An 18,808-nucleotide genomic window follows, 5' to 3' on the forward strand; every position below is an offset into this window, starting at 1 on the left:
TTGAGGTGTTTTCACCTCCCAGCAGCCTACGCCGAGCACTAGCGTCGGGGATCAGACATCGACCCGAGGAGCACCATGACCGCGATGACGAACGGCGCGCACGCGCCGCGCCTGAGCGAGGCCGACTGCGACATCGACGACTTCGCGTCCGTCGTGTCGGCGACCACCGACCTCGCCGCGTACCCCCGCGCGGACCGCCTCGAGCAGGGCGTCCTCGTGTACGACTCGGCGTCGCTGCGAGCCGCCGCGGCGACCCCCGACGGCGTGGTCGAGGTCGAGGGCGAGCTCGCCCGCGCCCTGAGCGACGGCCCGGGCATCGTGGTGCTCCAGGGTGCGTTCACCGACGGGGCCGTCGTCGACCGGGTGACCGCCGTGTTCGACGCGATCATCGAGGACGAGCGCGCCGCCGGCACCGCGCCGGGCGACCACTTCGCCAAGCCCGGCGCCAACAGCCGGGTCTGGAACGCGTTGGAGAAGCTCGCGGTCCGCGACCCCGAGGCGTTCGTCGACTACTACGCCAACGACGTCCTGGCGCTGATCTCCCGGGCGTGGCTGGGCCCGGGCTACCAGATGACCTCGCAGGTCAACGTCGTTCGTCCCGGCGGTGTGGCGCAGGAGCCGCACCGCGACTACCACCTCGGTTTCTTGTCCAACGAGGTCGTCGAGCGCTATCCCGCGCACGTGCACGTCCTGTCCCCGGTGCTGACGCTGCAGGGGGCGGTGGCCCACTCCGACATGCCGGTGGAGAGCGGTCCCACGATGTACCTGCCGCACTCGCACAAGTACGTCCCCGGTTACCTCGCGTGGCGGCTCGAGGAGTTCAAGGACTACTTCGCCGAGCACCACGTGCAGCTGCCGCTCGCGAAGGGCGACGCGGCGTTCTTCAACCCCGCGCTGTTCCACGGCGCCGGCACCAACGTGTCGGTCGACGTCCAGCGCATGGCCAACCTGCTGCAGGTGTCGTCGGGCTTCGGCCGGGCGATGGAGGCCGTCGACCGTGGGCGGATGTCCAAGGCCGTCTATCCCGTCCTCGCTGAGCGCCGCGCGGGCGGCACGGGCGCGGCCGACCTCGCCCACGCGATCGCCGCGACCGCCGAGGGCTATCCGTTCCCGACCAACCTCGACCGCGACCAGCCGATCGGGGGCCTGACCCCGCTCTCGCAGGCCGAGCTGCTGCACCAGGCGCTCGACGAGGGCTGGCCGCCCGCGCAGGTGGACGCCGCGCTCGACGCGTACGCCGACCGCCGCCGCACCGATGTCTGAGCCGCTGCTCGCAGGTCGGGTCCTGCTGGTCAGTGGCGGCACGCAAGGGGTGGGTGGCGGGATCGCCCGGGCCGCGCTGCGCGAGGGCGCCACCGTCGTGGTGACCGGTCGACGCCCCGACGTCGGCGAGGCGTTCGTCAGGGATCTCGGCGGCGACTCGTCGTACGTCCGGTGCGACGTCGCGGACGTCGAGCAGGCGAGGGATGCGGTGGCCGAGACCATCCGACGTCACGGGCGCATCGACAGCCTGGTCAACGCCGCGGGGCTCACGAGCCGCGGCAGCCTGCTGGACACCTCTCCCGAGCTGTTCGACCAGCACGTCGCGGTCAACCTCAAGGCCCCGTTCTTCATGATGCAGGCGGCCGTGGGCGACATGATCCGCCGCGGCGAGCCGGGCACGATCGTCAACATCTCGACGATGTCCTCGCACGGCGGGCAGCCGCACCTCGCGCCGTACTCCGCGACCAAGGCCGGTCTCGTGGGGCTGACCCGCAATGCGGCCCACGCGCACCGCTGGGACCGGATCCGCATCAACGGCGTCAACATCGGCTGGACCGAGACCGAGGGGGAGGACGTCGTGCAACGCGAGTTCCACGACGCGGACGACACGTGGGTGGAGAAGGCGGGCTCCTCGCTGCCGATGGGGCAGCTCGGACAGGTCGACGACGTCGCTGCCCTGGTCGTCCTCCTGCTGTCGGAGCGCAGCGGTGTCGTCACCGGTTCGGTCATCGACTGGGACCAGCAGGTCATCGGCGGCCTGGACTGAGCACGGCGGCGGCGCGCCGTCACGCTGTCAGCGAACAGCCGTGTTTTCGCGTGTGTTCCTCACGGCTCCCGTCTAGGTTGGGACACGTGAACACATCGGACAGCTCCAGCCCACTGTCGCCGAGGATGGCCGGCGAGGCCGGCCCCTCGGATCTCGACGGCCACATCTACCAGCGACTCCTCAAGGAACGCATCGTGTTCCTCGGCTCGGAGGTTCGCGACTCCAACTCCAACGCGATCTGCGCGCAGATGCTGCTGCTCAACGCCGAGGACCCGCAGGCGGACATCTACCTGTACATCAACTCCCCGGGCGGCTCCGTCGACTCGGGCATGGCGATCTACGACACGATGCAGTTCATCTCGAACGACGTCGCGACGTTCGGCATGGGCCTGGCCGCGTCGATGGGACAGTTCCTCCTCGCCGCAGGCACCGCCGGCAAGCGCTACGCCCTGCCGCACGCGCGCATCATGATGCACCAGCCCTCGGGCGGCATCGGCGGATCCGCCTCCGACATCAAGATCCAGGCTGAGCAGAGCGTCCTGCTCAAGAAGCAGCTCAACCAGCTGCAGTCCCTGCACAGCGGCCAGTCGGTCGAGCAGATCGAGCTCGACTCCGACCGCGACCGGTGGTTCACGCCGGAGCAGGCCAAGGAGTACGGCCTCATCGACCACGTGGTCTCGAGCGCAGGAGACATCACATGAGCTACTACATCCCGCAGTGGGAAGAGCGCACGAGCTACGGCTTCCGTCGCATCGACCCCTACACCAAGCTGTTCGAGGACCGCATCATCATGCTGGGCACCCCGATCAGCGACGACGTCGCCAACGCGGTCATGGCGCAGCTCATGTCGCTGCAGGCCATGGACCCCGACCGCGACATCAGCATCTACATCAACAGCCCCGGTGGCTCGTTCACGGCGCTCACGGCGATCTACGACACGATCCGCTACATCAAGCCGGACGTGCAGACGCTGTGCCTGGGCCAGGCCGCTTCGGCCGCTGCGATCCTGCTCGCGGCCGGTACGCCGGGCAAGCGTCTCGCGCTGCCCAACAGCCGCATCCTGATCCACCAGCCCTACACCGAGGGCACCGGCGGCCAGATCTCGGACCTGGAGATCCAGGCCAACGAGATCTTCCGCATGCGTGAGCTGATGGAGCGCATGCTGGCCGACGCGACCGGCAAGCCGATCGAGGAGATCAGCAAGGACGTCGACCGCGACAAGATCCTCACTGCCCAGCAGGCGGTGGAGTACGGCCTCGTCGACGAGGTGCTCGACACGCTGAAGGTCCCCGCGATCTAGCAGCACCTCGGCAAGACGCACCATGACAACCGGTGCGGTGACCGAGACGACGGGGGCTTTCGCCGCTACGGTGGAGGCTGACGTCGTCTCGGTCGCATTCCGGCCCGACCGGGCGACGTAGGCAGCAACCGTACGAAGGGATTTCCCGCATGGCTCGCATTGGTGAAACAGCCGATCTGCTGAAGTGCTCTTTTTGTGGAAAGAGTCAGAAGCAGGTCAAGAAGCTCATCGCCGGGCCGGGTGTCTACATCTGCGACGAGTGCATCGATCTGTGCAACGAGATCATCGAGGAAGAGCTCGCCGAAGGCGCTGAGCTGAGCCTCGGCGAGCTGCCCAAGCCCCAGGAGATCTTCGACTTCCTCAACGGCTACGTGATCGGTCAGGACGGCGCCAAGAAGTCGCTGGCCGTCGCGGTCTACAACCACTACAAGCGCGTCCAGGCACAGGCCTCGGGTGCGCGCAGCAAGGACGACCAGGTCGAGCTGGCCAAGTCCAACATCCTGCTCGTCGGCCCCACGGGCTGTGGCAAGACGTACCTCGCGCAGACCCTGGCGCGCATGCTCAACGTGCCGTTCGCGATCGCCGACGCCACGGCGTTGACCGAGGCCGGCTATGTCGGCGAGGACGTCGAGAACATCCTGCTCAAGCTCATCCAGGCGGCCGACTACGACGTCAAGAAGGCCGAGACGGGCATCATCTACATCGATGAGGTCGACAAGATCTCCCGCAAGAGCGAGAACCCCTCGATTACCCGTGACGTGTCCGGCGAGGGCGTCCAGCAGGCGCTGCTGAAGATCCTCGAGGGCACGACCGCCTCGGTCCCGCCGCAGGGCGGCCGCAAGCACCCGCACCAGGAGTTCATCCAGATCGACACCACCAACGTGCTGTTCATCGTGGGTGGGGCGTTCGCCGGTCTCGACCAGATCATCGAGGGCCGCAGCGGCAAGATGAGCCTGGGCTTCAACACGTCCAAGCAGGACATCGGTGCCGCGGTCGAGCCGCACAAGCTCTACTCCAAGGTGCTGCCCGAGGATCTGCTCAAGTTCGGCCTGATCCCCGAGTTCATCGGTCGCCTCCCGGTCATCGCGGCGGTCGACAACCTCGACAAGGACGCGCTGGTCGCGATCCTCACCAAGCCCCGCAACGCGCTGACCAAGCAGTACGTCCGGCTGTTCGAGATCGACGGCGTCGAGCTGGAGTTCAGCCAGGAGGCGAGCGAGGCCATGGCCGAGCTGGCCCTTGAGCGAGGTACCGGCGCTCGTGGCCTGCGCTCGATCATCGAGGCCGTGCTCGAGCCGGTGATGTACGAGATCCCGAGCCGCGAGGACGTCGCCAAGGTCGTCGTGACCGCAGCAACCGTCTCCGGCGACGAGGGACCGCAGATCCTCACCCACGACGAGGTCGCCAAGAAGGCCTCCTAGCCTGTCGTCTCGCGATGCCGACCCCGGCTACCTGCCGGTAGGTTGAGCCCATGACTTCCGTCGACATCGCCCTGCTCGGTGCCACCGGCTTCACCGGGGCCCTCACCGCCGAGTACCTCGGCACCCACCTCCCGCCCGGCGGGACGTGGGCAATCGCCGGACGCAACCAGGCCAAGCTCGAGCAGGTCGCCGAGCGGGTCGAGGCCCTCGGTGGCGTCCGACCCGAGATCATCTCGGCCGACATCGGCAACGCCGACTCGATGTCCGCCCTGGCCCGGAGCACGCGTGTGCTCGCGACCACGGTCGGTCCGTACGTCCAGCACGGCGAGCCCGCGGTCAAGGCGGCGGCAGAGGCCGGCATCGCGTACGTCGACCTCACGGGCGAGCCGGAGTTCGTCGATCGCATGTGGCTGAAGTACGACGCCGTGGCGCGGGAGACCGGGGCGCGCCTCGTCCACGCGTGCGGCTTCGACTCGATCCCGTACGACCTCGGCGTGCTCTACACGGTCGAGCAGCTGCCCGAGGGCGTGCCGATCGACGTCAAGGGCTACATCCGTGCCGGCGGCACCGCCTCGGGCGGCACCTACCACTCCGCCGTGGGTGCGTTCTCGCGCATCCGTCAGGCGGCCGCGGCGGCTGCCGAGCGCAGGAAGAACGAGCCGCGTCCCGAGGGGCGCACGGTCCGCGGTGGCGGCGGCACGATCGGCCGCGGCGCCGGAGGCAAGGGCTGGGCCCTGCCGCTGCCGACCATCGACCCGCAGATCGTCCTGCGGTCCGCCCGGTCGCTGGACCGCTACGGACCCGCGTTCACCTATTCGCACTTCGCCCAGTTCAAGAAGCTGCCGATGCTTGCCGGCACCCTCGCGGGGGCCGCGGTGGTCGTGGCGGGGGCGCAGCTGCGGCCCACCCGCTCGCTGCTGCTCAAGCTGCGCGACCAGGGCGACGGCCCCGACGAGGCCAAGCGCGAGGCATCGTGGTTCTCCTTGCGGCTGATCGGCGAGGGCGGCGGCCGGACCGTCACGACCCAGGTCAGCGGCGGCGACCCCGGCTACACCGAGACGGCCAAGATGCTGAGCGAGTCGGCCCTCTGTCTCGCGTTCGACGACGTGCCCAAGGTCTCGGGGCAGACGACCACGGCCGTCGCGATGGGCGATCCGCTGATCGAGCGTCTGCAGGCCGCGGGCATCACGTTCCGGACGTTGTAGCGGCGCCGGGGCCACGTCCGTTCGTCCCTGTACGGGGCGGAACGGCGGGCGTAGCGTGGAGCGATGTACCTGAACGAGGTCCTCAGCGCCCTCTCGTCCGCTGACGGGCCACCCGGGCTGCTCCCGGCCCGGCAGCAGATGGCCATGTCGCTCGGGTGGCACATCATCCTCGCGTGCTTCGGCGTCGCGTTCCCGACGATGATCTTCGTGGTCCACCGCCGAGGGATCGTCAGGAACGACCCCGTGGCCCTCGGCCTGGCGCGGCGGTGGGCCAAGGTCTCCGCGGTGCTGTTCGCGATCGGTGCCGTGTCCGGCACGGTCCTCAGCTTCGAGATGGGTCTGCTCTGGCCCGGTCTGATGGGTCCGTTCGGCGACGTCCTGGGGCTGCCGTTCGCTTTCGAGGGACTGTCCTTCTTCGTCGAGGCCATCTTCCTCGGCATCTACCTGTACGGCTGGGACCGGATGCCTCCACGGCGTCACCTGATGATGCTGATCCCGATGGCCATCGCGGGCGTGGTGGGCACGTTCTGCGTCGTGGCGGTCAATGCCTGGATGAACAACCCGACGGGGTTCACGTTCGTCCCGGCCACGGGGACGACGCCCGCGCAGGTCACCGACGTCAACCCGTGGCGGGCGATGTTCAACGACGGGGTGTGGCTGCAGTTCGCGCACATGTGGGTCGGCGCCTTCATGCTGGTCGGTTTCGTCGTCGCGGGCGTCTACGCGGCCGGGATGCTGAAGGGCCGCCGCGACGCTCACCACCGCCTCGGGTTCACGGTTCCGTTCGTCTTCGCGTCGGTCGCCTCGGTGCTCCAGCCGGTCATCGGCCACCTCCTCGGCCTGCGCCTCGCGGAGACCCAGCCCTCGAAGCTCGCTGCGTTCGAGCTCGCGACCACGACCGAGAGCCCCGCACCGTTGCGCCTGGGTGGCCTGCTCATCGACGGCGAGGTGCGCTGGGCGTTCGACATCCCCCGACTCGGCTCGATCATCGCGCGCAACTCGTTCACCAAGGGGGTGCAGGGGCTCGACACGATCCCGCTCGAGGACCAGCCGCCGGTGAACATCACCCACGTCGCGTTCCAGGTCATGGTGGCGATCGGCTCGCTGCTGCTCGTCGCGGCCGTCGCGTTCTGGTTCGCCCGCTGGCGCGGTCATGACTTCACCGGCAACCGATGGTTCCTGCGCTTCGCCGTCGTCGCGGGTCCGCTCGCGGTCGTCGCGCTCGAGTGCGGCTGGGTCGCGACCGAGGTCGGGCGTCAGCCGTGGACCGTGTGGCAGGTGCTGCGCACCGAGGACGCGGCCAGCATGAGCAGCGGGCTGTGGTGGAGCTACGCCGTCGCGTTCGTGGTGTACGTCGGCATGACGGTCGGCGCGTTCATCGTGCTCCGGTCGATGGCACGTCGATGGCGTGCCGGGGACGAGGAGCTCCCGGCGCCCTACGGGCCTCCCGCGGCCCGGCCCGACGAGAGGTCCCGGCGATGAGCCTCGCAGTCGCGGTGGCCGTGGCGCTGTTCGTCGGGGTGCTTGCATACGCCCTGTTCGGCGGGGCCGACTTCGGCTCGGGATTCTTCGATCTGACGGCCGGCAGCGCCGAGGAGGGGGCCGAGCTGCGGCTGCTCATCGACCACAGCATCGGGCCCGTGTGGGAGGCCAACCACGTCTGGCTGATCTACGTGCTGGTGATGTGGTGGACAGGGTTCCCCGAGACATTCGCGGCCACCACCACGACCCTGATCCTGCCGCTGGCCCTGGCGCTCCTCGGGATCGTCCTGCGGGGAGCGAGCTTCGCGTTCCGCAAGTACTCCGGCTCCCTCGCCCAGGCGCGGATCTTCGGGGCCGTGTTCGCGGGCTCGTCGCTGATCACCCCCTTCTTCCTCGGCGCGGTGGCCGGTGCGGTGGCGTCGGGTCGGGTGCCCGCCGAGGGCAACGGCCCCGTGCTGGACTCATGGCTGCACCCCACGTCGCTGTTCGGAGGCGTGATCGCGGTCGGGGCCTGCATCTTCCTCGCCGGGACGTTCCTCACCGCGGACGCGCAGCGGTCGGGCCACGAGGCGCTCGCCGAGAGGCTGCGGGTCAAGACCCTGGGGGTGGGCATCGTGACCGGGGGGATCGTGTTCGCGGCTCTGGTGCCGATACGTCACGACGCGCCCACGCTGAGCGATCGTCTGCTCGGCGTCGCGACCCCGCTCATCGTGGTGTCCGGGATCGCGGGCGCGGCCACCCTGCTGCTGCTGTGGCGGCGGCGCCACGCCGTCGCGCGGGTCGCCGCGGCCGTCAGTGTCGCGGCCGTGATCCTCGGGTGGGGCGTCGCGCAGTATCCGTGGATGCTCGTCGACCAGGTCACGATCGAGGACGCCGCAGGTGCGCGCTCGACCCTCATCGGCCTGCTCATCGTGGTCGCCCTCGCGGGCGTCATCGTCCTGCCCTCCCTGGCCTACCTGTTCTGGCTCACCCAGACCGAGGAGTGGAGCAGAGACGACGAGCACGACTCGACGTCGCCCCGCCCGAGCGGTGGATCCGCCACCATATAGGCCCGAAATCCGCCGCATACGGTGGCAGACGCACCGCCGGGCCGCAGTTTCCCAGGTTCTCCTGGGAAACTGCGGCCCGGGCGGGCGAGGATCAGTCGGTGGTGGCGGGAGTGGCGTCGACGGTGAAGGCCGAGGCCGAGTCGTCGACGGTCAGGACCGGGTCGGCGGTGACGCGGCCGGCGGCCAGCACGTCGGCGAGGGCGAGCCGGAGCAGCTCGAGATCTGCGGCGGACGCGCGCACGGTCAGGGCCGCGATCTCGGTCTTCTGACTGACCTTGGCGACCGACTTGGCACCGCGGACGTCCGCGAGCACCGCTGCGGCCGCGGTCAGGACCGCGGGGTCCTGCTCGGCCGTCGTCAGGTCAGTCGCGTTGTCGGGCCACACCGAGCGGTGGATCGACCCCTCCTGCCACCACGACCAGACCTCCTCGGTCACGTAGGGCAGGAACGGGGCGAGCAGGCGCAGCTGGACCGACAGGGCGAGGACGAAGGCGCTCTTGGCGGACGCGCCGCCCTCGTCGGCACGACGGGCGCGCTCCTTGACCAGCTCGAGGTAGTCGTCGCAGAAGTCCCAGAAGAACTTCTCGGTGACCTCGAGCGCGGTCGCGTAGTCGTACGCCTCGAAGGCCGCAGTCGCCTCGTCCACGACCCCGCGCAGGCGGGTCAGCATCGCCAGGTCGATCGGCTCGGTGACGCGGGCCGGATCGAGGTACGAGGCGTCGGCCCCGAGGCCGTACTGCTCCTCGGGGGCGAGCACGAACTTGCTGGCGTTGAGCACCTTCATCGCCAGGCGGCGACCCACCTTCATCTGGGCCTCGTCGAACGGCGAGTCCGCACCCGGGCGGGCACCTGCCGCACGCCAGCGGACGGCGTCGGCGCCGTACTTGTCGAGGATCTCGTCGGGGACGACGACATTGCCCTTGGACTTGCTCATCTTCTTGCGGTCGGGGTCCACCACGAAGCCCGACAGCGCGGTGTGGGTCCACGGCACGCAGCCGTGCTCGAGGTGCGAGCGCACGACCGTCGAGAACAGCCACGTGCGGATGATGTCGTGACCCTGGGGGCGCAGGTCCATCGGGAACGTCTTGGCGAACAGCTCGGGGTCGCGCTCCCAGCCGCACACGATCTGCGGGGTGAGCGAGGACGTCGCCCAGGTGTCGAGCACGTCGGGATCGGCCATGAACCCACCGGGCTCACCGCGCTGGGAGTCCTCGAAGCCCGGAGGCGCCTGCGACGCGGGATCCACCGGCAGGCTCGCCTCGTCGGCGAGGATCGGATCGTCGTAGACCGGCTCGCCGGCCTCGTCGAGGCGGTACCAGACCGGGAACGGGATGCCGAAGAAGCGCTGGCGCGACACGAGCCAGTCGCCGTTGAGGCCCTCGATCCAGTTGGTCAGCCGGGACTGCATGTAGGCGGGGACCCAGTCGATCTCGTCGCCGCGCGCGACGAGCTGGGCGCGCAGATCGCTCGAGCGCCCGCCGTTGGCGATGTACCACTGGCGGGTCGAGACGATCTCGAGCGGCTTGTCGCCGCGCTCGTAGAAGTTGGCCATGCGCTGCGTGGGCTTCGGGTCGCCGTCGAGATCGCCGGACTCCTTCAGCGCCGCGACGCTCAGCTCGCGGGCGGTGAACGTGGTCTTGCCGGCCAGCTCGGCGTACAGCTCACGGCCCGCGGCGTCGGTGATCCACTCGGGGACGTCGGGCAGGATGCGGCCGTCCCGGCCGATGATCGTCCGGTTGGGCAGCTGCAGCTCACGCCACCAGATCACGTCGGTCAGGTCGCCGAACGTGCAGCACATGACGATGCCCGAGCCCTTGTCGGGCTCGGCGGACGCGTGGGCGACCACGGGGACCTCGACGCCGAACAGGGGAGAGGTGACGGTCGAGCCGAAGAGCGGCTGGTAGCGCTCGTCGTCGGGGTGGGCGATGAGCGCGACGCACGCGCCGATCAGCTCGGGGCGGGTCGTCTCGATGAAGATGGGTCCGTCGGCCCCGTGGAACGCGACCCGGTGGTACGCGCCGGGGTACTCGCGCGCCTCGAGCTCGGCCTGGGCGACGGCGGTCTGATAGGTCACGTCCCACAGCGTGGGCGCATCCTGCTGGTACGCCTCGCCGCGCGCGACGTTGCGCAGGAAGGCGCGCTGCGAGACGGTCTGCGACTCGTCGCCGATCGTCGTGTACTTCTGGTCCCAGTCGACGCTGAGGCCGAGGGTCCGCCACAGCTGCTCGAAGACCTTCTCGTCCTCCTCGACCAGCTGATTGCACAGCTCGATGAAGTTGCGGCGGCTGATCGGGATCTGCCGCTTGGCGTCGGGCTTCTCCGGCGGCGTGAAGTCGGGCTCGTAGGGCAGGGTCGGGTCGCAGCGGACACCGAAGTAGTTCTGGACCCGGCGCTCGGTCGGCAGTCCGTTGTCGTCCCACCCCATGGGGTAGAACACCTCCTTGCCACGCATGCGCTGATAGCGCGCGACCAGGTCGGTGTGCGTGTAGGAGAAGACGTGACCGACGTGCAGGGAGCCGGACACCGTCGGGGGAGGGGTGTCGATCGAGAAGATCTGCTCCCGGGACTTGGTGCGGTCGAAGGCGTACGTGCCCTCGTCGGCCCACCGCGCCGACCACGTCGCCTCGAGTCCCTCGAGGACGGGCTTCTCCGGGACGCCGGTCGCAGAGCCAGATTTGCCGAGTTCGCTAGTCACAACAGTCAAGTCTAGGTGCGAGCAGCTTCACGCGGCGTGCTGGTCCTGTCCACCTCCTCGTGGGCCTGACCGTCGGTGCGGCCCAGCGCGCTCGGCCACCAGATGTGCCGCCCGAAGTCGAGGTTGAGCGCAGTGACCAGCACCGACCGGACGATGATGGTGTCGAGCAGCACCCCGACCGCCACCGCGAAGCCGAGCTCGGCCAGGAACACGACCGGCAGGGTGGCCAGGGCGGTGAACGTGCCGGCCAGGACGAAGCCGGCGGAGGTGATCACCCCGCCTGTCGCCGCGAGCCCGATGAGGGCCCCCCTGCGGGTGCCGTGCTTGAGGGCCTCCTCGCGCACCCGGGTCATCAAGAAGATGTTGTAGTCGATGCCGAGCGCCACGAGGAACACGAAGGCGAACAGCGGGAAGGACGAGTCGGTCCCCTCGAACCCGAACACGTGCCGGAACGTCAGGGCGCTGATGCCCATTGCGGCCGCGAAGGACACCACGACCGTCACGAGCAGGATCAGCGGTGCCGCGATCGAGCGCAGCAGCGCGGCCAGGATCAGCAGGACCACGACCAGGACGATGGGGATGATCAGCCGGTTGTCGGCGCTGGAGGCGGCCTGGATGTCCTTGTTCACCGCGGTGTTGCCTCCCACCAGCGCGTCGGCGCCCGCGACGTCGTGCACCGCATCCCGCGCCCGATCGACCGTGGCGAAGGCGTCGGCGGAGTCGGGTGCCGAGGTCAGTGTGCCTTCGAGATAGGCGACGGGGCTGCCGGCCGGGCTCTTGACCTGGACCGAGCTCGCGTCGATGCCCTCGACCCCGGAGAGTGCGTCCTTGACCGCGTCAGCGCTCGAGCCTTCGGCGATGACGGCGACGGGGGAGCCGGCGCCGCCCGGGAAGTGCTTCGCGAGCTCCCTCTCCGCCAGCACCGAAGGCTGCTCCTTGGTGAACTGCTGCTCGTTGGTGAGCCCGTTGGCGTCGAGCTGGACGACGCCGAACGACAGGGCGACCAGGATCAGGGTCGTGGTGACCCAGACGGCGCGGGGCGCCTTGGCGATCTGTCGGCCGACCCGCGCCCAGATGCCGGTCTCGCTCTTGACCGGGTCGCCGAAGCGGGGCACGAACGGCCAGAAGATCCACCGCCCGAGGATGACCAGCAGCGCCGGCAGCAGGAGCATCATGACCAGCAGGGCGCACGCGATGCCGACGGCGCCGACCGGGCCGAGGCTGCTGGTCGAGTTCATCTGGGCGAACAGCAGGCACAGCAGGCCGATGATGACCGTGGCACCGCTGGCCAGGATCGCCGGGGCCGCGCGGTGCAGGGCGTGCGCCATCGCCTCGTGCCGGTCCTCGTAGTGGTGCAGCTCCTCGCGATACCGGGCCACGAGCAGCAACGCGTAGTCGACCCCCGCACCGAGCACCAGCACGCTGAGGATGCCCGCACTCTGCGCATTGACTGTGAGGTCGGCGTGCTTGGCCAGCAGGTAGACCAGGCCCTGCGCGCTGAAGACCGCGCCCACGCCACACAGCAGGAACAGGATCGCCAGCTGCAGGCTGCGATACGTGACGAGCAGGATGATGAACACGATGGCAACGGCGGCGAGCAGCAGGATGCCGTCGATGCCGGCGAAGGACTCGGCCTGGTCCGCGCCGAGCGCCGCGGGACCGGCGATGCGTACGTCGAGGCCGCCGGCATCCCGGTCGGCGATCGCCCTGATGTCGTCGACCCGGTCGGGCAGGTCCTCCCACCCGTCGCTGCTCATGCGGACCGTCGCGAGGACCTGCAGGGCCTTGCCGTCGTCGGCCGGGATCGGACCGGTCACCTCGGTGACCGAGTCGACCCCCTTGATCTGGGCCGCGTCGGCCTTCGCCTTGGCCACGTCGGCCGGGGTGATGCCGGAGTCGCGCACGTAGAGCACGACGCCCGGGATGTCGTTGGGGTCGGAGAAGGCCTTCGACCTCTCGATCACCTTGGTGGACTCGGCGTCGCCGGGCAGCCAGGACGCCGCGTCGTTGTCCTGGACGCTCGTGAGCTTGGCGCCGAGGGAGGCCAGGACGAAGATCGTCAGCAGGCCGAGCGCCATCACCACCCACTTGGCCCAACGATGCGTCACCCATCCCGCGATGCTCCGGTTCATGTGCCCTCCTTGGGACCGCCCCGAACGATGGTCGAATGTGATCTTCCCCACTATGCAGCGGTGTGGTGACATTTTGAACATCGGTGGTGACCCTGAGCCGTCCCCGAGGTGCTGCGATACTGGGCGGGATGACACCTACGTACGCGGAGGTCGAGCGCGCGCTCCTCGGCCGTTGGCCCGAGACCCGCCTCGAGCCCTCCCTCGATCGCATCGCCGCCCTGTGCCGCCTCCTGGGGGACCCGCAGGCGGCCTATCCCGTGGTCCACCTCACCGGGACGAACGGCAAGACGTCGACGAGCCGCATGATCGACACCCTGCTGCGCGCGCTGGACCTGCGCACCGGACGCTTCACCAGCCCGCACCTGCAGTCGATGACTGAGCGCATCAGCCTCGACGGGGCGCCCCTGTCCGAGGCCCTGTTCGTCGAGGCGTTCGCGGACGTCGCGGCGTACGCGCAGATCGTCGACGACTCGTCGGCGCACCCCCTGTCGTACTTCGAGATGATGGTCGCGATGGCGTTCGCGGCCTTTGCCGACGCTCCCGTCGACGTCGCCGTGGTCGAGGTCGGCATGGGTGGCTCGTGGGACGCGACCAACGTCGCTGACGGTCAGGTCGCGGTCATCACCCCGATCGGCGTGGACCACGCGGCCTATCTCGGTGACCGCCCCGAGATCATCGCGGTCGAGAAGGCCGGCATCATCAAGCCCGGCTCGCACACGATCCTCGCCGAGCAGGCACCCGAGGTCATGGACGTCCTGATGCGACGGGTGCTGGACGTCGGCTCGGTCGCGCTGCACGAGGGCACCGACTTCGGCGTCGGCTCACGTGTCACCGCGATCGGTGGGCAGCAGATCGACCTGCAGGGCCTGTCGGGCACGTACGACGGCATCTTCCTGCCGCTGCACGGCGCCCACCAGGCGCACAACGCGGCGTACGCCCTCGCGGCCGTCGAGGCCTTCACGGGCAGCAAGCAGCTCGACGCCGATCTCGTCCGCGACGCGTTCAGGCAGGTCACCTCGCCGGGGCGCCTCGAGGTCGTGCGGCGTAGCCCCACGGTGCTGCTCGACGCGGCGCACAACCCCCACGGCGCCCGCGCGACGATCGAGGCCGTCCAGGAGGCGTTCTCGTTCAGCCCGCTCATCGGGGTCGTGGGCGTCATGGCCGACAAGGACGTCGAGGAGATGCTCCGCGTCTTCGAGCCGGTCATGGCCGAGATCGTGTGCACGCAGAACAGCACCCCGCGGGCGATGCCGGCGGTCGAGCTGGCCGAGCTCGCGGCCGACATCTTCGGCGAGGAGCGGGTGACCCTGGTCTCCCGGCTCGACGACGCACTCGAGCGGGCGATCCAGAAGGCGGACGCCGCCGAGGGCTACGACGACGCGATCGGCAGCGGTGGCGTGCTCGTGACAGGCTCGGTCGTCACGGTCGGCGAGGCGCGCGTCCTGCTCGGAGGGGGTGTCGCGTGAGGGGCATGTGCGCGGCGATGCTGACGCTCGAGGCGATCATCCTCGGGCTCAGCGTGCCGGTGATGATCTCGGTCGAGGACGTCGACACGACGTGGGCGCTCGTCGTCGGGATCGGGCTGGCTGTCCTGTGCCTCCTGGTGGCCGGCTCGCTGCGCCGGCCTCAGGCGTACCTGGTCGGTCACGCGATCCAGGTCGGCGCGATCGCGATGGGCTTCCTCGTGCCGATCATGTTCTTCGTCGGGCTGATGTTCGCTGCCCTGTGGTTCGGCGCGTTCTTCCTCGGACGCCGCATCGAGGCCGACAAGGCGCGATGGGCGCAGGAGGCAGCGCGGGAGGACTAAGGGGGGTGTCCTCGGCGGCGCACCGCGCTACTGTCGAGGGCATGGTGCGGGTGCTGGCAGTGGCCGACGAGGAGGTCCTCGGGGTCCGTTCTCGTCTGCGAGACCTCGACGTCGACCTGGTGATCGGCGCCGGCGACCTGCAGTGGGACTACCTCGTGTCGATCCGGTCCGCGCTGGACGTGCCCGGTGTCTTCGTGCCCGGCAACCACGACCCCCGGACGGGCCCCGGCCACACCGGACCGGCGGGATTCGTCAACGCCGACGGCCGGGTCGTCGAGGTCGGCGGCCTGCGCATCGCGGGCCTCGGGGGCTGTGTCCGCTACAACGCCGGCCCCCACCAGTACACCCAGAAGGAGTACGACGCGCGAGCCAAGCAGCTGCTCCGCAGCGCCCGTCGCGCGGGCCCGGTCGACGTCCTGCTGACCCATGCGCCGCCGCTGGGACTGGGCGACGAGCCCGATCCCAGCCATCTCGGCATCTCTGCTCTCCACGGCGTCCTCGCCGAGCTCGAGCCCACGTGGCACCTGCACGGCCACGTCCACCCGTTCGGGATGCTCAAGGCCGATCGGTCGGTCGGTCGGACGACGGTCCGCAACGTGATCCCCTGGGACGTCCTCGAGATCGAGCCCCGCTCGGTCGTGCCGGTCTCGACCCGGTCGCGCCGGAGCGCCTGATGGTCAGCAGCTCGGGGTCCCCGCGGGTCGACGCCGAGAGCGACTTCATGCGGGCCCGTCGCCACCAGGTGCTGTCGGCCCTGGCGGCGCGGCTGCGCAACGACACCGAGGACACCGTGCAGTCGATGTCGTTCGACGAGGTCGTGGACGCCCTCGGCCGTCGGTCCGAGCACTACGTGGGGCACAAGGTCATCCCGCTCGACGCGATCGTGGGATCTGTCGACAAGGCACGCGACTTCGATCGCCGATTCCGTCCGACCTCGACGGTCAACCGTCAGCGCTGGGAACGGCTGGCGCGGGCCAGCCGGACGGGGGAGGTGATCCCGCCGATCGACGTCTACCAGATCGGCGAGTACTACTTCGTCCGCGACGGACACCATCGCGTCTCGGTGGCGCGCAGCCTCGGCGTCGAGCTGATCGAGGCCCGGGTGACCGCGATCGAGACGTTCCTGTCGCCCGTGGGCATCGACGCCCGCGCGAGCCTGGAGCTCAAGTTCTGGCGACGGCTGATGCTCCAGCGGGTCCCGTTCACGGGCGAGGCGCGCGCGTCGGTCGCGGTCGACCGGCCCTCGGACTACGGCCGCATCGCCGAGGCCGTCGAGGCCTGGGCGACGCGCACGATGCATGCCGAGCACGCGTACATGGATCCCGAGACGATGGCCGCCCGCTGGTACGCCGAGGAGTTCCAGCCCGTCGTGCAGATGATCGAGGAGGCTGGCGTGCGCGGCGACGACGAGCGGCCCGCAGAGGCGTACCTGCGCGTCGCCGAGGAGCGCTACCGCCTCATCCGCGAGCACGAGTGGAACGCCGAGGTCATCAAGGCCGTCGCCGGCAAGGGCCGCAAGAAGCGCTGACCCATCCCCCTGGCCGCGGATTCCCAGGAGAACCCCGAATTCTTCAGTCGCTCGCCCGGAGCGCCGGAACCCGGCACATCACCCCGGTTGCAACAAGGGTGACGTGCCGGGTTCCGGGGTTCTCCTGGGAATCCGCGGCCGGGGGCTAGAGCCCGACGGTCAGGTTCTCGCCCGACGAGGGGTCGAACAGGTGCATCTTGTCGGTGTCGATGAACAGCGTGGTGTCGGAGTCCTCCTGCACGGTGCTGGCGGCGTCGAGCGAGACCACGAGCTGGGTGCGCAGGGAGTCGCTGTCGGACTCGCGGGCGAGCTCGCGCAGCTGGTCCTGCACCTTGGCCTCGGCCTCGTAGGGGACGTAGGCGTACTGCTGGTCACCGAGCCACTCGCGGACGTCGATGTGCGCCTTGAAGGTGCGGGCGGTGTCGACCTCGTCGGAATGCAGGACCGAGACGTCCTCGAAGTGCTCGGGGCGGATGCCGGCCATGAGCAGGCCCTTGCCCGCGGTGCGCTCGGCCTTGGCGGGCGGTAGCGGGAACGTGCCGAACGGGAGCGTGATCTCATTGCCCTCGACCGTGGCCGGCAGGAAGTTCATCGGCGGGGAGCCGATGAAGCCGGCGACGAACAGGTTGACCGGCTGCTCGTAGAGCTCGCGCGGTGTCGCGAGCTGCTGCAGGATGCCGCGCTTCATGACCGCGACCCGGTCGCCGAGCGTCATGGCCTCGGTCTGGTCGTGGGTCACGTAGACGGTCGTGATGCCGAGCTGCTTCTGCAGACGGGCGATCTCGGTGCGCATCTGTCCGCGGAGCTTGGCGTCGAGGTTGGACAGCGGCTCGTCGAACAGGAAGGCCCTGGCGTCGCGCACGATCGCCCGTCCCATCGCGACGCGCTGGCGCTGGCCGCCCGAGAGGTTGGCGGGCTTGCGCTGGAGGTGCTCGTCGAGGTCGAGGGTCTTGCTGGCCGCACGCACCTTCTCGTCGACCTCGCTGTCCTTCATCTTGGCCAGGCGCAGCGGGAAGGCGATGTTCTCGTAGACCGTCAGGTGCGGGTAGAGCGCGTAGTTCTGGAACACCATGGACAGGTTGCGGTCGCGCGGTGCGAGGTCGTTGACCCGCTCGCCGCCGATGATCATGTCGCCCGACGTGATGTCCTCGAGCCCCACGATCATGCGCAGGAGCGTGGACTTGCCGCACCCCGACGGCCCGACCAGGATCATGAACTCGCCGTCGGCGACGTCGATGCTGACGTCGTTGACCGCCGGGAACCCGTCTCCGTACTTCTTGACGATGTGCTTCATCTCGATGGCTGCCATGGGATCAACCCTTCACTGCGCCGGCGGTCAGGCCGGCGACGATCTTGCGCTGGAAGAACAGGACGAGGACGACGATGGGGACCGTGGCGACCACGGCTCCCGCGGCCAGCAGGGACGAGGGCCGGTTGAACGGGTCATCGCCGACGAAGAACGACAGGGCGGCGGGGATGGGGCGGGCGCGCTCGGTCGACGTCAGGGAGATGCCGAACACGAAGTCGTTCCACGCGAAGAAGAAGGTCAGGATCGCTGCGGTGAACACGCCGGGCGCGGCCAGCGGGACGATGACCTTGCGGAAGGCCTGCCACGACGTGGCGCCGTCGACCTGCGCGGCCTGCTCCATCTCCCACGGGATCTCGCGGAAGAACGCGGAGAGGGTCCAGATCGCCAGTGGCAGCGTGAACGACATGTAGGGGATGATCAGGCCGAGCCACGTGTCGTAGATGCCGAACGCGCGCCACATGTCGAACAGCGGGCCGACCAGCGACACGACCGGGAACATCGCGATCACGAGCGCGGTGGTGAGCACGAACTTCTTGCCCTTGAACTCCAGGCGGGCGATCGCGTAGGCCGCGAGGGTCGCGATGACGACCGACAGCAGGGTCGCGATGAGCGAGATGCCGATCGAGTTGAAGATCGCCTGCCGGAACTGCCCGTCCTGCAGGACGTCGGAGTAGTTGGACCAGCCGGCGCCGCCGCCCGAGGACGGGAAGAAGCCGGGACTGCCGACCCTGACGGCTTCCTGGGACTTGAACGACAGCGAGATGATCCACGCGACCGGCAGCAGGCACCAGATGAGGATCAGCGCGCAGCCGAGGATCGTGCCGAGGTTGGCCTTCAGGCTCTTGCCCATG

The 18,808-nt window shown here is 69.4% G+C and carries 16 protein-coding genes; 12 read left to right on the top strand and 4 right to left on the bottom strand.

The window, feature by feature from the left end; all coding sequences use genetic code 11:
• Window positions 1-75 precede the first annotated feature (75 nt).
• From GEV26_RS05245 to GEV26_RS05280, 8 genes are all read left to right on the top strand, one after another.
• Window positions 76-1,263 carry a phytanoyl-CoA dioxygenase family protein gene (locus GEV26_RS05245; RefSeq protein WP_153652084.1) on the top strand — a complete coding sequence of 396 codons (1,188 nt, stop codon included), beginning with the start codon at window positions 76-78 and terminating at the stop codon, window positions 1,261-1,263.
• Window positions 1,256-2,029 (top strand): SDR family oxidoreductase, encoded by a 774-nt coding sequence (locus GEV26_RS05250; protein WP_153652085.1) that lies wholly within the window; start codon window positions 1,256-1,258, stop codon window positions 2,027-2,029. The genes GEV26_RS05245 and GEV26_RS05250 overlap by 8 nt, the downstream gene beginning before the upstream one ends.
• Before the next feature lie 125 nt (window positions 2,030-2,154).
• The gene (locus GEV26_RS05255) at window positions 2,155-2,730 is read left to right on the top strand and encodes an ATP-dependent Clp protease proteolytic subunit (protein WP_153654977.1); all 576 of its coding nucleotides are present in this window, start codon (window positions 2,155-2,157) and stop codon (window positions 2,728-2,730) included.
• Window positions 2,727-3,329 carry an ATP-dependent Clp protease proteolytic subunit gene (locus GEV26_RS05260; protein WP_153652086.1) on the top strand — a complete coding sequence of 201 codons (603 nt, stop codon included), beginning with the start codon at window positions 2,727-2,729 and terminating at the stop codon, window positions 3,327-3,329. The genes GEV26_RS05255 and GEV26_RS05260 overlap by 4 nt, the downstream gene beginning before the upstream one ends.
• A 149-nt stretch (window positions 3,330-3,478) precedes the next feature.
• The gene (gene clpX / locus GEV26_RS05265) at window positions 3,479-4,750 is read left to right on the top strand and encodes an ATP-dependent Clp protease ATP-binding subunit ClpX (protein WP_153652087.1); all 1,272 of its coding nucleotides are present in this window, start codon (window positions 3,479-3,481) and stop codon (window positions 4,748-4,750) included.
• A gap of 50 nt (window positions 4,751-4,800) precedes the next feature.
• Window positions 4,801-5,955: a saccharopine dehydrogenase family protein gene (locus tag GEV26_RS05270; RefSeq protein ID WP_153652088.1), complete on the top strand. Its 1,155-nt coding sequence runs from the start codon at window positions 4,801-4,803 to the stop codon at window positions 5,953-5,955.
• Window positions 5,956-6,018: 63 nt separating this feature from the next.
• A complete protein-coding gene (locus GEV26_RS05275; RefSeq protein WP_208431027.1) occupies window positions 6,019-7,437 on the top strand; it encodes a cytochrome ubiquinol oxidase subunit I in 1,419 nt (472 codons plus the stop codon).
• Window positions 7,434-8,486, top strand: coding sequence for a cytochrome d ubiquinol oxidase subunit II (locus GEV26_RS05280; RefSeq protein ID WP_153652089.1), 1,053 nt, complete (start codon window positions 7,434-7,436; stop codon window positions 8,484-8,486). The genes GEV26_RS05275 and GEV26_RS05280 overlap by 4 nt, the downstream gene beginning before the upstream one ends.
• A gap of 91 nt (window positions 8,487-8,577) precedes the next feature.
• On the opposite strand, the gene valS is transcribed toward GEV26_RS05280, so the two are convergent.
• Both valS and GEV26_RS05290 read right to left on the bottom strand, forming a co-directional pair.
• Complete coding sequence (gene valS / locus GEV26_RS05285) at window positions 8,578-11,181, bottom strand: valine--tRNA ligase (protein ID WP_243838940.1); 2,604 nt, start codon at window positions 11,179-11,181, stop codon at window positions 8,578-8,580.
• A gap of 11 nt (window positions 11,182-11,192) precedes the next feature.
• The gene (locus GEV26_RS05290) at window positions 11,193-13,313 is read right to left on the bottom strand and encodes an MMPL family transporter (RefSeq protein WP_153652091.1); all 2,121 of its coding nucleotides are present in this window, start codon (window positions 13,311-13,313) and stop codon (window positions 11,193-11,195) included.
• 128 nt (window positions 13,314-13,441) lie between these two features.
• Between GEV26_RS05290 and GEV26_RS05295 the strand changes: the two genes are divergently transcribed.
• From GEV26_RS05295 to GEV26_RS05310, 4 genes are read left to right on the top strand one after another with little or no spacing between them, the layout of a single operon-like run.
• Window positions 13,442-14,779, top strand: coding sequence for a bifunctional folylpolyglutamate synthase/dihydrofolate synthase (locus tag GEV26_RS05295; protein ID WP_153652092.1), 1,338 nt, complete (start codon window positions 13,442-13,444; stop codon window positions 14,777-14,779).
• Between the two features lie 5 nt (window positions 14,780-14,784).
• Entirely contained in the window at window positions 14,785-15,120 is a 336-nt protein-coding gene (locus tag GEV26_RS05300; RefSeq protein WP_153654979.1) for a DUF4233 domain-containing protein, read from the top strand.
• A 41-nt stretch (window positions 15,121-15,161) separates the two neighbouring features.
• Entirely contained in the window at window positions 15,162-15,794 is a 633-nt protein-coding gene (locus GEV26_RS05305; RefSeq protein ID WP_153652093.1) for a metallophosphoesterase family protein, read from the top strand.
• Window positions 15,794-16,648, top strand: coding sequence for a ParB N-terminal domain-containing protein (locus tag GEV26_RS05310; protein WP_153652094.1), 855 nt, complete (start codon window positions 15,794-15,796; stop codon window positions 16,646-16,648). Before GEV26_RS05305 ends, GEV26_RS05310 begins: the two co-directional genes overlap by 1 nt.
• A gap of 145 nt (window positions 16,649-16,793) precedes the next feature.
• Here GEV26_RS05310 and GEV26_RS05315 read toward each other — a convergent pair whose 3' ends face one another.
• Together GEV26_RS05315 and GEV26_RS05320 are read right to left on the bottom strand one after the other, a co-directional pair.
• Entirely contained in the window at window positions 16,794-17,957 is a 1,164-nt protein-coding gene (locus GEV26_RS05315; protein WP_153652095.1) for an ABC transporter ATP-binding protein, read from the bottom strand.
• Between the two features lie 4 nt (window positions 17,958-17,961).
• Window positions 17,962-18,807, bottom strand: a complete 846-nt coding sequence (locus GEV26_RS05320) for a carbohydrate ABC transporter permease (protein ID WP_153652096.1) — start codon at window positions 18,805-18,807, stop codon at window positions 17,962-17,964.
• Window position 18,808: the final 1 nt, after the last annotated feature.

This window comes from Aeromicrobium yanjiei, assembly GCF_009649075.1.
Classification (GTDB): Bacteria; Actinomycetota; Actinomycetes; order Propionibacteriales; family Nocardioidaceae; genus Aeromicrobium; species Aeromicrobium yanjiei.

Coding starts and splice junctions, on each gene's coding strand:
- GEV26_RS05245 (WP_153652084.1), top strand. CDS start 76: ATGACCGCGATGACGAACGGCGCGCACGCGCCGCGCCTGAGCGAGGCC.
- GEV26_RS05250 (WP_153652085.1), top strand. CDS start 1,256: ATGTCTGAGCCGCTGCTCGCAGGTCGGGTCCTGCTGGTCAGTGGCGGC.
- GEV26_RS05255 (WP_153654977.1), top strand. CDS start 2,155: ATGGCCGGCGAGGCCGGCCCCTCGGATCTCGACGGCCACATCTACCAG.
- GEV26_RS05260 (WP_153652086.1), top strand. CDS start 2,727: ATGAGCTACTACATCCCGCAGTGGGAAGAGCGCACGAGCTACGGCTTC.
- clpX (WP_153652087.1), top strand. CDS start 3,479: ATGGCTCGCATTGGTGAAACAGCCGATCTGCTGAAGTGCTCTTTTTGT.
- GEV26_RS05270 (WP_153652088.1), top strand. CDS start 4,801: ATGACTTCCGTCGACATCGCCCTGCTCGGTGCCACCGGCTTCACCGGG.
- GEV26_RS05275 (WP_208431027.1), top strand. CDS start 6,019: ATGTACCTGAACGAGGTCCTCAGCGCCCTCTCGTCCGCTGACGGGCCA.
- GEV26_RS05280 (WP_153652089.1), top strand. CDS start 7,434: ATGAGCCTCGCAGTCGCGGTGGCCGTGGCGCTGTTCGTCGGGGTGCTT.
- GEV26_RS05290 (WP_153652091.1), bottom strand. CDS start 13,313: ATGAACCGGAGCATCGCGGGATGGGTGACGCATCGTTGGGCCAAGTGG.
- GEV26_RS05295 (WP_153652092.1), top strand. CDS start 13,442: ATGACACCTACGTACGCGGAGGTCGAGCGCGCGCTCCTCGGCCGTTGG.
- GEV26_RS05300 (WP_153654979.1), top strand. CDS start 14,785: ATGTGCGCGGCGATGCTGACGCTCGAGGCGATCATCCTCGGGCTCAGC.
- GEV26_RS05305 (WP_153652093.1), top strand. CDS start 15,162: ATGGTGCGGGTGCTGGCAGTGGCCGACGAGGAGGTCCTCGGGGTCCGT.
- GEV26_RS05310 (WP_153652094.1), top strand. CDS start 15,794: ATGGTCAGCAGCTCGGGGTCCCCGCGGGTCGACGCCGAGAGCGACTTC.
- GEV26_RS05315 (WP_153652095.1), bottom strand. CDS start 17,957: ATGGCAGCCATCGAGATGAAGCACATCGTCAAGAAGTACGGAGACGGG.
- GEV26_RS05320 (WP_153652096.1), bottom strand. CDS start 18,807: ATGGGCAAGAGCCTGAAGGCCAACCTCGGCACGATCCTCGGCTGCGCG.